We start from the raw sequence: 17,992 nt of genomic DNA, 5'->3' as shown, positions 1-17,992 counted from the left end.
TAGACTTTTCGATGATGGCGAGCTCAAGGTTGTCCATTCCAAGTTCTACAGCTATTCGATAAAATCGATAGCTATCTACATGGGCTGGGAGCGGACACACGAGCCGCTATTTGCAGCAAAAACCACTAAATCGCCATACTAGCGGACCGTAGAGCCGTTATTTGACCTGAATAAGTAGTTTAGTGCTAGTTTTGAAGCAAATAGCGTCATCTGAGTCCGCAAGCCCTCAAAAAATACCCCGAAATCATGAAATAGCGGCCCCTGTGTCCGTTCAAGCGCGGGTCATACGGTCTTGCTGTCACCGTATGTGCTATCGGATAAAATAGATCGCTGATCCAGTCTCATCGACTAGGTAAGCGGTTTCTTATTGGTGTAAAAAAGAAGGGTTGTCCCAAAAGACATGAGGAAAATGACTTTTAGGACAGCCCCTTTGTATTCAACAGCTCGTTTAAGGCTGCCGCATCTGATGAATTGCATTCTTCTCAATGATGAGATCGGATAGGCTAAGCCGCTTCAGCGCTTCATCATACATAGGTCTGCACGATTCCAGATCTGCTGGTTCGCCTGTGTCGTATTTGTAGCAGGTACCATTTTCGTAAATATTATCAGCAGACGGTACATAATAGATCTCGCCATTCGTTACGGAGCCGTTGCGCAGTACGACAAGATGCTCGCCCTCAGCCTGCATGTTGCTGCCCATAAAGTAGTAGTTGGTTGGATCGATACCGAGCCAATGCAGCAGGGTCGGCGCAACATCCAGTTGACCGGTTACCGTGTCAACAGTACCTTTCTCCGCGCCGTCAGGCAGATGGATGATCATCGGCACTTGCCCCTGAATCTCCATGAATTCGAAGTCGCTAAGCGGCTTGCCGATCAGCTTCTCGAGCGGTTCTTTCTCGCCGATTGAGTTATCATGATCTCCGTAGAAGACCAGGATCGTATTCTCCCATAAGCCTTTCTGCTTCAGATCTTTGATCAGCTCACCCATTGCATAATCTACATAATGCACGGCCTGCAAATAATCGCCGAAGATCGTATCTTGATATTCGCCAATATCCAGCGTCTGCACTTCAGCTGGCAGCTTATAAGGATGATGGCTTGACAATGTGATCATAAAGCTGTAGAAAGGCGACTTCTCGTTCGCGAGTCGATCTACCGACTGACGGAAGAAGGAACTGTCGCCGAGCGACCAGCCCAACGGTTCGTCTATCACATAATCCTTCTTGCTCATGAAGAAGTCATAGCCGAGATTGTCGTACATGACGTACCGGTTCCAGAAGCCAGCCTCATAGGCATGAAAGGCTCCGGTCGTATAACCAGCCTGCTTCAATATGCTAGGCAGCGCATCGTACTGATGATCCGGATAGCGGATGAATACGGAGCCGGTAGGCAGCGGGTGCAAGCTAGTCTGCACGCCGAAGTCTGCGTCTGATGTACGTCCTTGCCCCGTTTGATGGAAGAAGCGATTAAAGTATAAACTATCCTGAACGAGTGCATTTAGATTTGGTGTAATTTCTTGACCGTTAATACTTGTGCCGATGACAAAGTTCTCGAACGCCTCCGCTTGGACGACGAGAACGTTCTTCCCTTTATACTTGCCGAAGGTTGAAGCGGGTCCTTTCAGCATCTCCTTATGCTGACCGAACCATTGCTCCAGCTCCGCTTGCTCGGCTTCGGTCAAGTCTTGATCCACGAACCAATTCTCTTTAGCGTATCGGTAGATGTCATAACCGTGAAATCCATACAATCCGGTAATGTTATAAATAGAAGCATTCCACCAGTTTCCAGTGAAGATTCCTTTCGCCCAAGTCGAAGTTGCATACTGAATCGGTAATGCTAACAGCAGCGAGCCAATGATAATCGCAATCAAGCCGTTGGTGAGCCTCAGCAGACCATTGCGGAGCTTGGATGGACGTCTGTAATGAAAGCCTAAGGATTCCTTCTGCTGCTTATATTCACGTTTCCAAGCTCGTTCGAACATGATCGTGATCGGGATGATCACGATCCAGTCCAAGAAGAACAAGATGTCATTCAGGTGTATGAGCGAGGCGATGCTGTCGCCAAGTGCGCTGACCTGAAACGCTTGAAGCAGCACGGGAATCGTTATAAAGTCCTGGAAATAACGATAATATACGAGATCGGCGAACAACATAAACGTTAACACGATATTCAACAGGAGCAGCGCAAATGGCCGCCAGCGCTTAGGCAGCCACCATGTCCAGCCTGCTGCGATAAGCAGCGCGCCTACTGCGACTAGAATATCGCTTATGTCAGTAGCCATATTGGGTATTGCCAACATCTTGTTCATCAGGATGGTCTTCCCTAGCATCGTCAGAATGAACAAGATGAACGGCAACCCGGTTAACACCATGTGCATAGGTGATCTCTGTTTTGTTCCTTGCAAGGAATGGTTGAATGTACCATTCATATAGATCAAAGTCCTTTCGCTTCTTTATTGATCGTCTTGCTCTTTATTGTAGCTGCGAGGCGGGAGCGGTCCGAAATATTGATAAAATTGGCACTCGATGGTGCCGTTGAACAGCTTGCGCCGCTTGTCGGCAGGTTGTCCCAAATAATGCTCAAACTGCTTGCTTGGACTGATGACGAACATGGACCATGTTGGCAGTGTCTTCATCATGAAGCCCATCTGGCGAATGAGCCGCTCAACTTCGTCCTTCTCGCTGAGCCGCTCGCCATACGGCGGATTCGTTAAGACAACGCCGTACTCGCCCTCTGGCTTAGCCTTGGATACAGGCTTAATCTCCCATGTGATCTCGTTGGCGAAGCCCGCGCTCTTAGCCGCAGCTTTAGCCAATTCAATCGCTTCCGGATCAATATCTGAACCGTGAAGCTTTAATTCTACATCATCGCGCACAGCGTCAAACGCTTCATCGCGCGCGTCTTCCCAGGCTTCGCTCGGAATGGAAGGCCAATGTTCCGATGGGAATGATCTTCTCATGCCTGGCGCGACGTTCCAGCCGATCATAGCCGCTTCAATCAGCAGCGTGCCTGATCCACAGCACGGATCATAGAGCGGCCGCTCGGGATTCCAACGGCTGAGCAGCACAAGCGCTGCCGCCATCGTTTCCTTGAGCGGGGCTTTGCCGACAAGCTTGCGGTAACCCCGTTTATGCAAGCCGGGGCCGGTTGTGTCGAGCACGAGCGTCGCGATATCGTTCAGCATCATTACTTCGACACGGAAATAAGCTCCTGTCTCGTTGAACCAATCCACATGATACTTTTCCTTCAGCTTCTCAACGATCGCTTTCTTCACGATACCTTGACAAGCTGGCACACTGGAGAGCTGTGATTTATGGGAACGGCCTTCAACCGGAAATTCGCCATCAACAGGAATAAAGTCCTGCCATTCGACTGCCTTCGTTCCTTGGAACAATTCTTCGAACGTTCGCGCAGGGAACTCCGCCATCTTGATCAAGACGCGGTCCGACGTACGCAGCCACAGATTCGCGCGGCATACGTCGAGCGGTCCGCCGCTAAAGATTACTCTTCCGTTCTCGGTCTTGACATCATCGTAGCCTAGATCTCGCAGCTCGCGCGCAACGACAGCTTCAAGCCCCATCGGCGCTGTTGCGATTAATGACCATGGTTTGCTCATTACTAATGTTCACTCCGTTCTTTTCTCTGCAAAAGAATGCAAATCTTGAGTTCGTCTGGGAATCATCATATCATAATTGCAGGAGGTTGTGAAAATGACTATGCAAAACGTAGAAAGCTATTTGGACGGGCTATATAAGCCTGATCAAGAACTGGACATGATTAAGCGCTCCATTGCCGAGCGCGGGATTAAAGATATATCTGTCGGCGACAGCTACGGACGCCTGCTGACGATGCTGGCACGCATGACAGGAGCGTCGCGAGCGCTTGAGATCGGCGCGTTCGGCGGCTACAGCGGTCTGTGCATCCTGCGAGGCTTGAGCGGCGAGAAGAAACTTGTCTCGCTTGAGCTGCGCGAAGAGTATGCGGAGCTCGCGCATACGAACTTGAAGAAAGCTGGCTATGGCGAGCATGTGGAATATAAGCTGGGTCCAGCCCTTGAATCGCTGGCAGCGCTGGAAGTGGAGCAGCAGAAATATGATCTGTTCTTTATCGACGCGGATAAGGAGAACTACCCGAACTATTTGGAATATGCGATTCGTCTGTCCAATTCAGGAGCGATCATCGTGGCCGATAATTTAATGCTGAGAGGGCGTACACTTAATCCGGACAAGCAGGGTCCAGCTGTGCTTGCGATGCGCCGCTTTAACCAGCTCGTCGCGCAGGATGAGCGTCTGGACAGCACCATGCTGTCTTCCTATGACGGCTTAGCTATCATGCGAGTGAGATGATGATTTATGTAATATATTTCCTGAAGTCCGTAGCGAAGTGATTATGTTATAATGAACCATAATTTTTGCTGTTCTGATGATGAGATCAGGGTAATTAGCAGAGTAGAGTAGAGCAGAGTAGAAGCTTAGGGAGGAATAGACATCATGAAGGCAAATACGAACGAGCAATGGACTTCTAAGTTAGGCTTTATTTTAGCGTCAGCAGGATCCGCAATCGGGTTGGGGGCTATTTGGAAATTTCCAAATGTCGTCGCCACGAGCGGAGGCGGCGCTTTTTTTGTTGTATTCATACTATTTACATTCGGAATTGGTTTACCGCTGCTGCTTGCGGAATATATGATTGGCCGCAGCACAGGCAAGGAAGCTGTCTCTGCTTATCGAGAGCTGGCGCCGGGTTCACGCTGGCATTGGGTCGGTTATATGGGGATGGCTACCTGCTCGATTCTGCTGTCCTTCTACAGTGTTGTCGGAGGCTGGATCATATTATATCTGTTAAAAGGGTTGTTCGGTCAACTCCTGCATCAAGGTCAAGATTATGGCGCTTTATTCAACGGTACGATCTCTGAACCGCTCGTTGCCGTAGTATCGCAAGGCGCGTTCATGCTGCTGACGATAATCGTAGTAGCCAAGGGTGTCAAAGGCGGTATTGAGCGAGCAAGCCGCATTATGATGCCGGCACTGTTTATTATGTTTGTTATTCTTATGATTCGATCCTTGACGCTGCCGGGTATGACGGCTGGACTTGAGTATTTCCTGAAGCCGGACTTCAGCCGATTGACTCCGGAAGCTATTCTATACGCGCTTGGTCAATCTTTCTTCTGTCTTAGCGTCGGCGGTTCTTGTATGGTAACCTATGCTTCCTATGTGAACAAGAAGGACCCGATCGGCAAGCCCGCTCTTTCCGTAGTGGGGCTCAATGTGATGACATCGCTGATGGCGGGAATCGCCATCTTCCCAGCGCTGTTCGCCCTTGGCATGGAGCCTGTTGAAGGTCCAGGCTTGCTGTTCATTACGCTGCCGGGCATGTTTGAGCAGATTCCGTACGGCTCTCTGTTTATTGCGATATTTTTAGCGTTGTTCTTATTTGCAACCTTGACATCGGCTTTCTCCTTGCTGGAAATCGTGGTGGCTGCATTCTCACGAGGCGAAGCAGAGCGGCGCCGCAAGATGTGCTGGATATGCGGTGGAATTATTTTCGCGTTAGGCGTTCCATCCGCGCTGTCATTCGGTATTGAGGAGCTCACCATTATGGGCAAGACGGTATTCGATTGGGCTGACTTTATCGTCTCCTATGTGCTGCTTCCGCTTGGTGTGCTGCTTATCTCGATCTTCGTCGGATATCGCTTTCCGCGCAAACGTTTGATCGAGGAATGGTCCGCCGTTGCTCCAGGCTGGAAGGCAGGCTTGAACATCTATGTGTTCATGCTTCGTTATGTGCTGCCGCTTATCGTACTCATCGTGTTCTTAAACGGTTTGGGCTTGCTGCCTTTATAATCGATTTAAAGTTCACCACAAATACAGAGGTCTGACATCATGAATAATGGAGGGGCTATCAATCATGTCATCGCGCAATGATCAATGGACGTCAAAGATTGGATTTATTCTAGCATCTGCTGGATCAGCGATCGGTATCGGAGCGATCTGGAAGTTTCCGAATACGGTTGCGACTAACGGGGGCGGCGCATTTTTTCTGCTGTTTGTTTTATTCACCATATTGATTGGACTTCCTCTATTAATTGCTGAGTTCTTTATCGGTAGAAGTACAGGGAAAGAAGCGGTATCGGCTTATCGTCAGATCGCGCCGGGGTCGAAGTGGCACTGGATCGGTTATTTGGGGATGGGGACAAGCTTTCTGCTGTTATCCTATTATAGTGTAATTGGTGGATGGATACTGTTGTATTTCGCTCGCAGTCTATTCGGCGGGTTGCTGCATGCGGGATATGATTATAGTCAGTTATTCAATGACACCGTTGCTAATCCGTGGTACGCAGTGCTTGCTCAGTGCAGCTTTATGCTAATTACGATATGGGTCGTTGGAAGAGGAGTTAAGAAAGGGATAGAATCCGCAAGTCGACTGCTGATGCCAGGCTTGTTTATCTTATTCGTCGTATTGATCATTCGCTCTCTGACGCTGCCGGGCATGATGGAGGGTGTAAAGTACTTCCTAATGCCGAACTTCGACAACATTAATGCTAAGGCTATTCTAAGCGCGCTTGGTCAATCGTTCTTCTGCCTAAGTGTCGGTGTATCCGTCATGGTGACTTACAGTTCCTATCTGGATAAAAAGGAGTCGTTAACCCGCTCAGCTGCTTGGGTAGTAACCTTGAATGTAGTGACGACTTTAATGGCCGGATTAGCGATATTCCCAGCGTTGTTCTCATTAGGCATGTCGCCGAATGAGGGACCGGGACTGCTGTTTGTTACACTGCCTGCGGTATTTGAGCAGATGTTCGCTGGATCGGTATTTATCGCAGTATTTTTGGCTTTGTTCTTGTTTGCGACTTTTACATCGGCGTTCTCCATGTTGGAGATCTTAGTTGCTCGGTTCTCCAATCAAGATGATAAGAAACGAAAACGGATGAGCTGGATATTCGGCGGGATCATATTCATTGTCGGTATTCCGTTCGCTTTATCCTTCGGGGTCTTGTCTGACATCACCTTGTTTGACAAGTCACTGTTTGATCTTGCAGATTATGTTGTGTCCAACATCTTAATGCCGATCGGCGCGCTGCTGATTGCACTCTTTGTCGGGTATCGATTCCCGCGGGAGATGCTCGTTAATGAACTGCAATCAGAGCCTGCATGGTGGCGCAAAGGGCTTGTCTACTATCTGTTTATGCTGCGCTACATCATCCCAGTTGTCATCGTGCTCGTGTTCTTGAACGTTGTTGGGTTGCTGCCGGTATAGATTTGTTGACTAAATAGAATAAGGCATTAAGCAAGAGCTGCTCCTTTCGGTCATCGAACATGACTTTAGGGAGCAGCTCTTCTTTGTATTGAAAGTCGAAACAGCAAGATCTTAGGAATGTTCAACTATAATTAATTGATACTCGTCACAAGGAAAGGGGGAACTGGTACACTATAGTCGTAATGGATCAGAAGTTATCAACTCTACAATCGCATAGCAGAAGGAGTGACGAAAATGGAATTGTTCATCTCTAATGAAGAGAACCCTGTTGATAAGGACTGTGTGATAAATAAGCTGATTGTGTTTAATCATCAGCACTTTCCAGATGACTTGAAAGGCAGATATCAAGCCGTGCAGCTGTATCTTAAAGATGCAGATGGTCGTACATATGGCGGGCTTATCGGCGAAATATGCTGGAACTGGATGGAGGTTCAATATCTGTGCATCGATGAAGCGTATCGAAGATCAGGTTACGGGAAGCAGCTGTTAATAGAAGCTGAACGACTTGCTAAGGAGAAGAAATGCGAGTTCATCAAGCTGGATACGTTGAGCTTTCAGGCATTAGACTTTTATAAGAAGCAGGGTTATGAAGTATGGGGAACCATTCCTAACGCAGGAAGACATACACATTACTATTTAAAAAAGGACATTAAATAGTAAAACTGTTCAAACGGGATAGAAGCCGCAGAAGCATCACCGATGGCTCCGACGGCTTTCTAATCACAGCTGTTCATCTTGTGACCTATTATCTGGCTCGATTACATCCTACGAACGGATAGATGAACGAGATTTACCAAACAGGCTGAAGCGTACCCATAGCACGTTTATTAGCAAGAATATGCCTGACATAATGAAGATGCCTTGAATGCCGATTAATCCAGAAACGGCACCGCCAACAACAGGTCCAGCCATATTGCCAAGTGCGAGCGTGCTGCTGTTGAAGCTGTACGCTCGGCTCTCCATGCCATCGGGAGTGAATTTGCGAATAAGTGAGTTTACTGAAGGCAGCAGACCGCCCATGAACATGCCGAGCATGAATCGTACAATCAATAATTGCCACACATTATTGACGAAGGCTTGCGGTATCAAAGTACAAGCCGCACCGATAAGCGAGAACATCAAGATCCGGTGTGCTCCAATCTTGTCGCTTAATCTTCCCAGCAGAGGCGAACAGATCACGTTGGATATGCCAGTAATCGCGCTGACCATACCTGATAGCAGAGCTAGGTTCTCCGTTGATCCATGCAGTTCCTGCACATAAAGGGGCATGAGCGACATTGGGCTGAGCATCGCGAATTGCAGCAAGAAGGTGACAGTGAATAGGGCCAAGAGCTCCTTTGTCTTGCTCAGCTCCTTAAAGCCTTCAATAACCGAGATTTGCGGCACAGACATCGCCTGCTCCTTGTTGAAATTCTCCTTCACCATAAGGAGCGCCAGTAAAGATCCCAGGAACAGCAAGCTGCCTGTTATGTAAAATATCGGCCGGAAGCCAACCCAATCCGCTAGCAGTCCGCCGATCAACGGACCGAGGATTGTCCCTGCGACCGCACCGGACTGCAGTGTGCCCATTGCGAAGCCCATCTGTTTCTTGGGAGTCGTCGCGGATACCAGCGCGATGGCCGCAGGGTTGAAGCCGGATATCGTTCCGTTCAGCATGCGGAGCAGCAATAATTGTAGAGGACTGGTGGCAAAACCCATCAGTACAGTAACAATCGCCATTCCGAAGCCGGATCGAAGCAGCATAACCTTGCGTCCATACTTATCGGCATATTTACCCCAGATCGGCTGAAAGATAAAGGAGGTTACAAAGTTTCCGGCGAAAATGAGCCCAGACCATATCCCGATCTGATGGGTGTCCGTTAAGCCGATATCCTCCTGCAAGTACAACGCTAGAAAGGGTACGACCATGGTCATTCCCGCCATGACCAAGAAGTTGCCGAGCCATAAGATGATGAGGTTCAATTTCCATTGTTGCACTTTGTTTCACCACTTTCGAAGGTCACACCCGTCCGAAGCCAGTAACTGGTGCCTATTATATCATAAGCAACATATAACTGATTACGAAACTCACACAGATCCGACCTTAGAACATATTTTCCAGACGGAAACGTACTTTACATTCTATATCGGCTTTCGAAAACATTTCAGGCCACTCCTGCTCATTCCATTCGTTATAAGGCATCTTGTTTCGCACATGCATCCCGATGCCGATCGCATCACTTTTCATCGTCTGCAGTTCCTTGATCACTCGATTAATCTGGCGTTCCAGCGCTAGGGCAATTCCTGATTCGGTTTCCTTTATATTACTATCCCTCTCAGTGAAGGTCTTCGATAGTGTACTTGTTATGTTTATATCGATAGCGACCTTTGGCACAGGTGTTGTTTGAAGCACCTTGATCTTAGACGTGGAACGAGCATTGTTTAAGATAATCGATCTATGATCGCCTCCTAATGACTCATCACTGATATGAAAGTATCCTTTGCTCTTTTGGTTGCGCAGGAGAGACAAATAGTTCACATCATTTTCGTTAACGAATCCACCTAGTTTATTGCTTGAAAAGACACCCAAACCTGATACGGATAAACTGCCATCGACAACCCTAATGTTAGTCGCTACAGGTTCAATGCCCGGCTGAATGTAGTCACGAATGAAGTTGAATAGCGTTGACAATGAGAAATCATTGGTCTTTTGAAGCTTTATCGTCAGATGGTACAAGTGAAAATCAGTTGTATCTTCCTTTAGCTCTAACAGCTTTCTAGCTTCACCTTTTACGACCATGATTCGTCCTGTCAGCGGAAATTTAGGCTGGAAGTTGAGCTTCTCCAACGCGCTCTTCATATCATGCTTCCATACGGATTCCCCGAAGACGACGTTTCGGATCTGACCCAGAACAAGGGCGAAGCGAGTCTCTGAAGAAAAGTGAAGGTAGGCTTCCTGAAAATCATGCGCTCGAACACCAAGACTAATCGTCTTACTCTTTCCATCTAATGTAAGTTCAGGGTATGTAATCCCGTAATAGTACATGTTCGGCTCACCTTTGACGAGATCAACCGTCACCGTTTGGATGAAGCCATCGTGATTAATGATTCGCTTTAATTGGCAGCCTCCTAATAGCAAAGAAAGCAGCAGAGATATGACGCACCATTGAGCAAGCTTCTTGTTCATATAGATGACTGCTCTCCTTCCATGACGGGAAGTGCCCCCATACTGGAAGCATCTTGATCTGAAGAAGTCGGATTGCTCGAATCAGATGGCTTAGCCTTATGCGGCGGAATCAAGAGATACAGTAATGTAAATAAGATTCCAAATATGAAGTTGATCAAGGAGATTAATTTAAACAAACTGTCCCATTGATCAATGCTGAGCGGGATGAAAACCATACAGATCGTTACAAGAACGATCATAAATTTCAAGTAGTTCTGCTTCTTCGGCTTCTTCTGTTTGCTCATATAATCGGTGGATTGGTACGCAGCCCATAGATAGACGGCTGATGTTATGACACTCGAAAATACAAATGTGATGAATAACAGATCCGTGATGGATGCGAGAGCTGTTATCCGTGATGCTCCATTTGTACGCAGTGAGACGTGATTAATCGTCTGCAGCATCTCATAAGGTACAAGACCTTGCGTCAGCATACAATGGAGTATGAAATAGATCCCCGTTGCCGCTATAGCGATTGCGGCGTATTTGAACCATTTTAAGTTTCTCTCTATATGAGATGTAACAAATATAATGACCATATATCCTTGAAAAGCGCTATGAACATCAATCATCCCTTTGAAGTCCCAAGAGCCTCCTTGTAATATATACGGTGATAGCCTAGTCAGATTAAAATCCGTAAATTGAATCAGCCCAAACAACGATATCCAGATCGTCAGACTGAAAAATAAGACGGTGCTCTTAGTTAGCGTGTAGATACCATGCAACGATAGCGCGGCTGCAACGATCAGTAAAATAATCGTTACATAGCGCACCTTTAAAGTCGGGTCACTCATGAATTGAAGTACGAGAATGATCGAATAAGCGCCTCGAAACGCAATACCCATAAATAAGAGGGTCAGTAAGAATAAGACGCTCTTGCCTAACCAACTTGGAAAATAACTCTGAATAAATTGAAATAACGAGATGTTGCTATGCTTTGTCGAGCCAATACTCAAGAGCCACAGCTGTGCGATGATCAAGATCGTGTAAACCAACAGCATGATCCAACTGTTAGTACCGAACACTTTTGTCGTTGTGGAAGGAAGTTCAAAGAAGCCTGTTCCCCGAATGATCATAAAGAGCAAGATGCAGACCGCATAGCCTTTTATTGTGGTTGACAAGTTGTTAACCTCCTCGTTTGCTCTCGCTGCTTCCTTTTAATGCAGAATTCATGAGATTGCCCCTACCTTCTGTTAAGAAGTCGACAAAGTGGTGTAGCATCAAGTATTCCTGCTTCAAGCTCGTTAAGTGACATATATGGGTGATTAGCAGCGCGAGAAATATAAGGATACCGTAGTAACCCATAGTACCCGCAAAGATGATCATGACAAACTTCAATATTCGAAATGAGGTCTCCATCGTATAGCTAGGCATGATGAAGGAAGACAGTGCTCCACCAGCGACGGCGACGATCAGCACATTGCCGGCTAGTCCAGCTTGCACAACAGCTTGTCCTAACACGAGACCTCCTACAATCCCGATCGATTGTGCGATCTTATTAGGCAATCGAGTACTGGCCTCTCGAAGCACTTCAATAACTCCTTCCATTAGCAGTGCTTCATACATAGGCTCGAACGGCACTTTTAGACGTGACTGAACCATAGTCGACAATAGAGAAGGAGGTATGAACTGATAATGATAGGTAGTGATTGCAACATAGATCGCACTGAATAACAGTGTTACAGCAACCGATACGAGACGGAGAATACGGATGAGGATCTCAAAATGCCAACGTTCATACAAGTCTCCGACCACACTGAAAAAATCTAGAAAGCTGACAGGCGCAATAATCGAGGTTGGGCTTCCATCTTCTAAGATCACAATCTTACCTCTCATGAGCTGGAGACAAACCGTATCGGGGCGTTCTGTAATTAACCATTGCGGAAAGAACGAAAATGGGAAATCCTCCAGCCTCTTGGCAATTTGTACGGTGTCCAGAGCCTGTTTCATGCGCAGCTTGGATAGCCGCTCTGCTGCTAGGTTGACGGCTGCTGGTGAAGCCTGATTTTGCAGATATAGCATGTGCACGGTTATAGGTATGTCTGTGCCAATATCATACTGCTGAGCTTTAAGATCTGCTGTCTGAAGTCTGCGGCGAATGAGTGAAATATTAGTTGAAGTTTTCTCTACAAATCCCTCATGAGGTCCTGATATGGACGTTTCCCTCATTGAAGGCTGAATGGAACGAGTGGGACTTGTGCCGGCATCAATATAATATAGCTTCCCGCCATAGATAGCCCCGATTTTTCCATCCAATATGTATTTGCTCATGTTTTGAAGCTGGTCTGCCTGGTTATGACCATAGACTTCATCCCATATGTTCATGATTCGATTAAGAGCATTCTCGACAGGGGCATCCTCAAGAAAGTCGGTAACGACTTGATGAAACATCGCATTTATAAAGAAGCATTCAAAGTAAATCAGCGTAACCTCGTGATTAACAACGGATCGTATCGTGATATCGTCACAATCCTCAAATTGTTTCTGCAGAAGAGCTTGCCAATCAGTTGGCTCTGTTGAAGTATCATTCATAATCGTCACCTTCTTCGTTAATGGGTTATTAAGGTTAGTATGGTTGTAACAATGAAAAATATGTCTTAATTGCTCCATATTTCATGAAATTAAGCGGCATAAGAATAGATCTCGCCAAGTTCGGACGCTGTTTGTCAACAGATTGTCATAGCTTACAGCTGCACTCTGGTTGTGGTAGTTTTCGAAAAGGGGCATAATGGGAGAAATAAGATGTAATATAAATCACAATTCCATGTAAGGCGGGGATCTTAAATATGACTTTCAATGATCGCTTCTTGCGCGCTTGTCGCAAAGAACCTGTAGATCGGCTGCCCGTGTGGTATATGCGGCAGGCGGGTCGATATGATCCGGATTATCGTAGGATTAAAGAAAAGTACAGCCTTCTGGAAATATGCAAACAGCCAGAGTTAGCAGCTGAAGTTACCATGATGCCTGTTCACAAGCTAGGTGTGGATGCGGCTATATTATATTCCGATATCATGAATCCGGTCGCGTCTATTGGAATCGATTTTGATATTGTTGCCAATATAGGACCTGTTATTCATGATCCGATTCGCTCTAAGGAGCAGATCGAGCGCTTGAAGCCCGTTGATCCGGAAGGGGATCTTGGCCATATCCTAGAAACGATCCGCATCTTGGATCGTGAATTGAAGGTGCCGCTCATCACGTTTGCGGGCGCGCCGTTTACGATCGCAAGCTATCTGATTGAGGGCAGGCCTTCCAAGTCTTATATCCGAACGAAAACGATGATGTATGAAGCCCCAGAGCTATGGTTCATGCTGATGGATAAGCTCGGTGACATGGTCATCACGTACGTTCGCTCTCAGATTAAGAATGGAGGCAAAGCATTCCAACTGTTTGACAGCTGGGCAGGCTCCTTGTCACCGCGTGATTTCCAAACCTACGTACTGCCAACGATAGAGCGTATTTACGCTAGTCTGTCGGATCTTAATGTGCCGAACATCTACTTCCCAGGCGTAAGCTCGGGTGAATTGCTGCCGCTGCTGCATCAAGTCAAAGCAAGCGTTATCGGACTTGACTGGCGTGTATCTATTGAAGAAGGTCGTCGCCGCTTAGGAGATCAATTTGCTGTACAAGGCAATATGGATCCTTATCTGCTGACAGGTCCTATGGACAACATTCAGCGTGAAGCTAGATATATAATGGATCAAGGCATGATGAAACCAGGCTATATATTCAACCTTGGTCATGGGTTGTTCCCTGAGGCGTCATTGGACAAGCTGAAGGAATTGACCGAGTATGTGCATAACTATTCTGCAGATGTGCTGGCTGCACGTCGTTGGGAGGCATAAGCATGGCGCAACGTACGATCGGTGTTCTGGTGATGTCATATGGAACACCTTCTGGCATGGATCAGATCGAGGCGTATTATACACATATTCGACGCGGCAATCCGCCGACAGCGGAACAGCTGGAAGAGCTCAGCTCGCGCTATGATGCGATTGTGGGCGGTGTATTTCCGCTGCGCGAGAATACGGACAAGCAGGTGCGAGCGCTCCAAGAGGAATTCGATCGCCGCACAGCTGGTGGAGACATCAAGTATGTCTGTTACCAAGGGCTCAAGCATGCGGCGCCTTTCATCGAGGACGGAATCGCGCAGATGGCTGCTGACGGAATTCGAGAAGCAGTAGGGATTGTGCTTGCGCCGCACTACTCTGTCATGAGTATAGGCGGCTATATGAAACGCGCGGCGGAAGAAGCGGATAAGCAGGGTGTAGCCTTCAAAGGTATCGATAGCTACCATATGCATCCGCAATGGATTGAAGCGCAGAAGATCCGTGTAGTGGAGAAGCTGAAGGAGTATGAAGCGGAAGGCGTTCAGCTGGATGATGTGCATGTGCTGTTCAGCGCTCACAGCTTGCCTGCACGCATTCTAGAGATGAATGATCCTTATCCGAAGCAGCTGCTGGAAAGCTCGGAAGCTATCGCATCTGAGTGTGGCATTTCACGCGCTAATTGGCGGTTTACATGGCAGAGTGCGGGCCAAACCGCGATGCCATGGCTCGGTCCGGATATTATGGACATGTTAGAAACCGTATTTGAAGAAGGAATTCGTTATGTGATTTCAGCGCCAATCGGCTTCGTTTCCGATCATCTGGAAGTGCTGTACGATCTTGATATTGAAGCGAAGCAGAAGTCGGATTCGATCGGACTCGGATTCAAACGCATCCGCATGTTGAATCATGATCCGCTATATATGAATGTGCTGGCTGATTGCATCACGCAGGCAGAATAGAGCTCTTATTTTGAACATGGGGCTTGAATCGCGCATTTAGAATCAGACAATAGCGTTTAGCTATGTTTCACAATTGGTATCCTAATGAGGCTGTCTCGAGTAGGTTTTGCTATTCGGTGGCAAGCCTCTTTTCGTTACATATCGTTGTTGTGCGCGTAAATAAAATAATAAGGAGGCGTTTAACATGAGTGACGTTTATCAAGACCATACAGCTCGTTTTAAAAGAAAGCCGTTGTCTGTCTTTGAAGCGCAAGAAGCATTAATGGAACGTATCGTATGCGAATCCATTGAGATGATTGCTCTATCCGATGCTTATTGCAGAAGAGCAGCGCAGACCGTATATGCAACGATGCCAGTGCCGAGCTTTCATCGCGCCAATATGGACGGTTATGCGGTACGAGCGGAAGATCTCGCAGGCGCGTCTCCAGATAAGCCGATCGAACTGCGTGTCGTCTGTCAGATCGCATGCGGCGAAACCTATGACCGAACTCTGCAGCCAGGTGAAGCCACCCGAATCATGACAGGCGCACAGATGCCGGAGGGTGCCGATGCCGTTGTGAAGCTGGAAGCGACATCTGGTATGGGGCTTAGGCGAGAGGAGCTGCTGAAGCAGACAGAAGTACTTGTGCTGGATGCTGTATCGGTAGGCGAGAACGTAACGCTGCTCGGCTCGGAGATCGAGCAAGGGCAAGTTATCGTTGAACGAGGTCAACTGCTTGAAGCTGGCGAGATGGCGCTGCTTGCCATGTTCGGAATCAGCAACACCTACGTATTCACTCGACCGAAGGTCGCCATCATACCAACAGGGCTTGAATTAATCCCGGTTGACTCGGAGATGGAGCCGGGCAAGATATGGAACAGTAATGCCTACATGTTGTTCGCGCAAATTCAGGAGGCAGGCGGAGTTCCTAAGCTGCTGCCGCAGGTCGGTGATGATATGGGTAAGCTGGCTAAAGCTGTTCAGGCAGCTGTGGACAGCGATTATGACGCAGTCATCACGATCGGCGGAGTATCGGTCGGAGATCATGACATCCTGTACGATTATACGCAGCAGTGGAAGGGGGAACTGCTGTTCAATAAGCTCAGCATGCGACCGGGAAGTCCTACAACTGTTGGCATCCTGCACGGTAAACCGCTGTTCGCGCTATCTGGGAATCCGAGCGCCTGCTATGTTGGCTGCGAGATGTTCGTACGTCCCGCACTGCTGCGCATGCAGGGAGCGAAGGTGCCTTATCGCAATCTGCTGCGGGCCAGATTGGCAGAACCGTATCGAGTTGCCGATCAATTTGTTCGCTTCGTACGCGGCATCATGCACGCTGATGATCAGGGAAGCCTGTGGGTGAGACCGACGAATGTGGATCGCTCGAATGCGACAATTTCGATTCGCGATGCGAACTGCTTGTTCGTCGTCATGCCGTCCCAGGATGGATTGGAGCAAGGAACGGTAGTTGATGTCATACCTTTGTAGATACCTTATGTGTAGAGCTGTCTATTTCTCAGAAGATGAAATAGGCGGCTCTTCTGTTATAGCATATAAAAAAGGATTCAAAACCGAATTTTTCAACTTGTGCTAGTAGGCTTTTGAAATCGGTTCATGTACAATTAAACAAGGAAATGGAAATGTGCTGCTAGTATGCATGAAAAGGGGAGTATGCGATGACGGCACCGAATCAATCCGTGAACAGCAAGGATCGCTATTCACGACAGCAATTATTTGCGCCAATTGGTGAGGAGGGGCAGCAGAAGCTCGCTGAAAGCCGTATTCTGATCATTGGCGCAGGGGCGTTGGGATCTGCGCTCGCGGATACGTTCGTGCGAGCGGGAGTAGGCGATGTCACGCTCATTGATCGCGACTATGTGGAGTGGAGTAATCTTCAGCGGCAGCATCTGTACACCGAGCAGGATGCGATCGACCACCTGCCGAAGGCGATTGCGGCGGAGAGACGTCTGAAGGCTATTCAATCGGACACCGTTGTTCGCGGCATTGTTGCGGACGTATCGGTGTATGAGATTGAGGAATGGGCGCATGATCGTGATTTAATCATCGATGCTACGGATAACTTTGATACGCGTATGCTCATTAATGATTATTCGCAGAAGCATAGCATTCCGTGGATATACGGCGCATGTGTCAGCAGCAACGGGATATTCATGATGGTGGAGCCTGGAATTACACCATGCTTTCACTGCTTGTTGGAAACGGTTCCTATGGGCGGTCCAACATGCGATACAGCGGGGATCATCGCACCCGCGGTACATATGACTGCAGCCTATCAAGCGGCTGAAGCTCTGAAATGGCTCACAGGCAACCAAGATGCTCTCCTTCGCAAACTGGTATCTTTCGACCTATGGAAGAACCAGCACACGGCGATATCGGTTCAGGCTGCGAAACGGGCGGATTGTCCATCATGCGGCGATCATCCGACATATCCTTATCTGGATGCGGCTAATCATCGCAAGACAGACATCCTGTGCGGTCGAGAAACGATACAGATCCGCCCTTCGAAACAGAAGATTGTCGAGCTTGAAGAGATTGCGGCTAGACTTAGCAAGGTGCAAGGTTTGCAGGTCAAGGGTAATCCCTATTTATTATCGATTCAACTCGAACACCATCGCGTCGTATTGTTCCGAGATGGACGACTGCTGGTTCATGGTACGAAAGATGCTGTGGAAGCGCGTGCGATAGCTGATCGGTTGTTTGGATGATGTTCATTAGTTCATGTCGTTGGGTTAATAAAGAGGCT

General features: G+C 47.8%; 14 protein-coding genes. 8 read left to right on the top strand and 6 right to left on the bottom strand.

The features are described 5' to 3' along the window. Nucleotides 1-448 precede the first annotated feature (448 nt). Together AC3WTP_RS19650 and AC3WTP_RS19645 are read right to left on the bottom strand one after the other, a co-directional pair. Nucleotides 449-2,377, bottom strand: coding sequence for an LTA synthase family protein (locus AC3WTP_RS19650; RefSeq protein WP_492396332.1), 1,929 nt, complete (start codon nt 2,375-2,377; stop codon nt 449-451). Nucleotides 2,378-2,452: 75 nt separating this feature from the next. Beyond that, entirely contained in the window at nt 2,453-3,616 is a 1,164-nt protein-coding gene (locus AC3WTP_RS19645) for a THUMP domain-containing class I SAM-dependent RNA methyltransferase (RefSeq protein WP_492396331.1), read from the bottom strand. Nucleotides 3,617-3,710: 94 nt separating this feature from the next. Between AC3WTP_RS19645 and AC3WTP_RS19640 the strand changes: the two genes are divergently transcribed. The 4 genes from AC3WTP_RS19640 (at nt 3,711) to AC3WTP_RS19625 (ending at nt 7,911) form a co-directional block, all read left to right on the top strand. Next, nucleotides 3,711-4,346, top strand: coding sequence for an O-methyltransferase (locus AC3WTP_RS19640; protein WP_492396330.1), 636 nt, complete (start codon nt 3,711-3,713; stop codon nt 4,344-4,346). A 144-nt stretch (nt 4,347-4,490) separates the two neighbouring features. Next, nucleotides 4,491-5,840 (top strand): sodium-dependent transporter, encoded by a 1,350-nt coding sequence (locus tag AC3WTP_RS19635; RefSeq protein ID WP_492396329.1) that lies wholly within the window; start codon nt 4,491-4,493, stop codon nt 5,838-5,840. 64 nt (nt 5,841-5,904) lie between these two features. Then, nucleotides 5,905-7,254, top strand: coding sequence for a sodium-dependent transporter (locus tag AC3WTP_RS19630; RefSeq protein WP_492396328.1), 1,350 nt, complete (start codon nt 5,905-5,907; stop codon nt 7,252-7,254). 234 nt (nt 7,255-7,488) lie between these two features. Next, entirely contained in the window at nt 7,489-7,911 is a 423-nt protein-coding gene (locus AC3WTP_RS19625) for a GNAT family N-acetyltransferase (RefSeq protein WP_492396327.1), read from the top strand. A 108-nt stretch (nt 7,912-8,019) separates the two neighbouring features. Here the strand turns inward: AC3WTP_RS19625 and AC3WTP_RS19620 are convergent, their stop codons facing one another. The 4 genes from AC3WTP_RS19620 to AC3WTP_RS19605 all read right to left on the bottom strand — a co-directional run bounded on the left by AC3WTP_RS19620 (nt 8,020) and on the right by AC3WTP_RS19605 (nt 12,991). Beyond that, the gene (locus AC3WTP_RS19620; protein WP_492396326.1) at nt 8,020-9,231 is read right to left on the bottom strand and encodes an MFS transporter; all 1,212 of its coding nucleotides are present in this window, start codon (nt 9,229-9,231) and stop codon (nt 8,020-8,022) included. A gap of 106 nt (nt 9,232-9,337) precedes the next feature. Beyond that, nucleotides 9,338-10,420, bottom strand: coding sequence for a Ger(x)C family spore germination protein (locus AC3WTP_RS19615; RefSeq protein WP_492396325.1), 1,083 nt, complete (start codon nt 10,418-10,420; stop codon nt 9,338-9,340). Beyond that, nucleotides 10,417-11,580 carry a GerAB/ArcD/ProY family transporter gene (locus AC3WTP_RS19610; protein WP_492396324.1) on the bottom strand — a complete coding sequence of 388 codons (1,164 nt, stop codon included), beginning with the start codon at nt 11,578-11,580 and terminating at the stop codon, nt 10,417-10,419. The genes AC3WTP_RS19615 and AC3WTP_RS19610 overlap by 4 nt, the downstream gene beginning before the upstream one ends. A gap of 4 nt (nt 11,581-11,584) precedes the next feature. After that, nucleotides 11,585-12,991 carry a spore germination protein gene (locus tag AC3WTP_RS19605; protein ID WP_492396323.1) on the bottom strand — a complete coding sequence of 469 codons (1,407 nt, stop codon included), beginning with the start codon at nt 12,989-12,991 and terminating at the stop codon, nt 11,585-11,587. A gap of 254 nt (nt 12,992-13,245) precedes the next feature. On the opposite strand from AC3WTP_RS19605, the gene hemE reads away from it, so the two are divergent. The 4 genes from hemE (at nt 13,246) to AC3WTP_RS19585 (ending at nt 17,954) form a co-directional block, all read left to right on the top strand. After that, nucleotides 13,246-14,304, top strand: coding sequence for a uroporphyrinogen decarboxylase (gene hemE, locus AC3WTP_RS19600; protein ID WP_492396322.1), 1,059 nt, complete (start codon nt 13,246-13,248; stop codon nt 14,302-14,304). 2 nt (nt 14,305-14,306) lie between these two features. Next, complete coding sequence (hemH, locus tag AC3WTP_RS19595; RefSeq protein WP_492396321.1) at nt 14,307-15,248, top strand: ferrochelatase; 942 nt, start codon at nt 14,307-14,309, stop codon at nt 15,246-15,248. A 184-nt stretch (nt 15,249-15,432) separates the two neighbouring features. After that, on the top strand, nt 15,433-16,716 hold the full coding sequence (locus tag AC3WTP_RS19590; protein ID WP_492396320.1) for a molybdopterin molybdotransferase MoeA: 1,284 nt from the start codon (nt 15,433-15,435) through the stop codon (nt 16,714-16,716). Between the two features lie 188 nt (nt 16,717-16,904). Beyond that, nucleotides 16,905-17,954, top strand: coding sequence for a ThiF family adenylyltransferase (locus tag AC3WTP_RS19585; protein ID WP_492396319.1), 1,050 nt, complete (start codon nt 16,905-16,907; stop codon nt 17,952-17,954). Nucleotides 17,955-17,992: the final 38 nt, after the last annotated feature.

The organism is Paenibacillus sp. EB106-04-04-XG159 (genome assembly GCF_058791835.1).
The sequence above is the reverse complement of the archived record's forward strand: the minus strand, read 5'-3'. Positions and strand labels throughout refer to the sequence as shown.

Coding starts and splice junctions, on each gene's coding strand:
- AC3WTP_RS19645 (WP_492396331.1), bottom strand. CDS start 3,616: ATGAGCAAACCATGGTCATTAATCGCAACAGCGCCGATGGGGCTTGAA.
- AC3WTP_RS19590 (WP_492396320.1), top strand. CDS start 15,433: ATGAGTGACGTTTATCAAGACCATACAGCTCGTTTTAAAAGAAAGCCG.
- AC3WTP_RS19605 (WP_492396323.1), bottom strand. CDS start 12,991: ATGAATGATACTTCAACAGAGCCAACTGATTGGCAAGCTCTTCTGCAG.
- AC3WTP_RS19585 (WP_492396319.1), top strand. CDS start 16,905: ATGACGGCACCGAATCAATCCGTGAACAGCAAGGATCGCTATTCACGA.
- AC3WTP_RS19630 (WP_492396328.1), top strand. CDS start 5,905: ATGTCATCGCGCAATGATCAATGGACGTCAAAGATTGGATTTATTCTA.
- hemH (WP_492396321.1), top strand. CDS start 14,307: ATGGCGCAACGTACGATCGGTGTTCTGGTGATGTCATATGGAACACCT.
- AC3WTP_RS19625 (WP_492396327.1), top strand. CDS start 7,489: ATGGAATTGTTCATCTCTAATGAAGAGAACCCTGTTGATAAGGACTGT.
- hemE (WP_492396322.1), top strand. CDS start 13,246: ATGACTTTCAATGATCGCTTCTTGCGCGCTTGTCGCAAAGAACCTGTA.
- AC3WTP_RS19640 (WP_492396330.1), top strand. CDS start 3,711: ATGACTATGCAAAACGTAGAAAGCTATTTGGACGGGCTATATAAGCCT.
- AC3WTP_RS19615 (WP_492396325.1), bottom strand. CDS start 10,420: ATGAACAAGAAGCTTGCTCAATGGTGCGTCATATCTCTGCTGCTTTCT.
- AC3WTP_RS19635 (WP_492396329.1), top strand. CDS start 4,491: ATGAAGGCAAATACGAACGAGCAATGGACTTCTAAGTTAGGCTTTATT.
- AC3WTP_RS19650 (WP_492396332.1), bottom strand. CDS start 2,377: ATGCACATGGTGTTAACCGGGTTGCCGTTCATCTTGTTCATTCTGACG.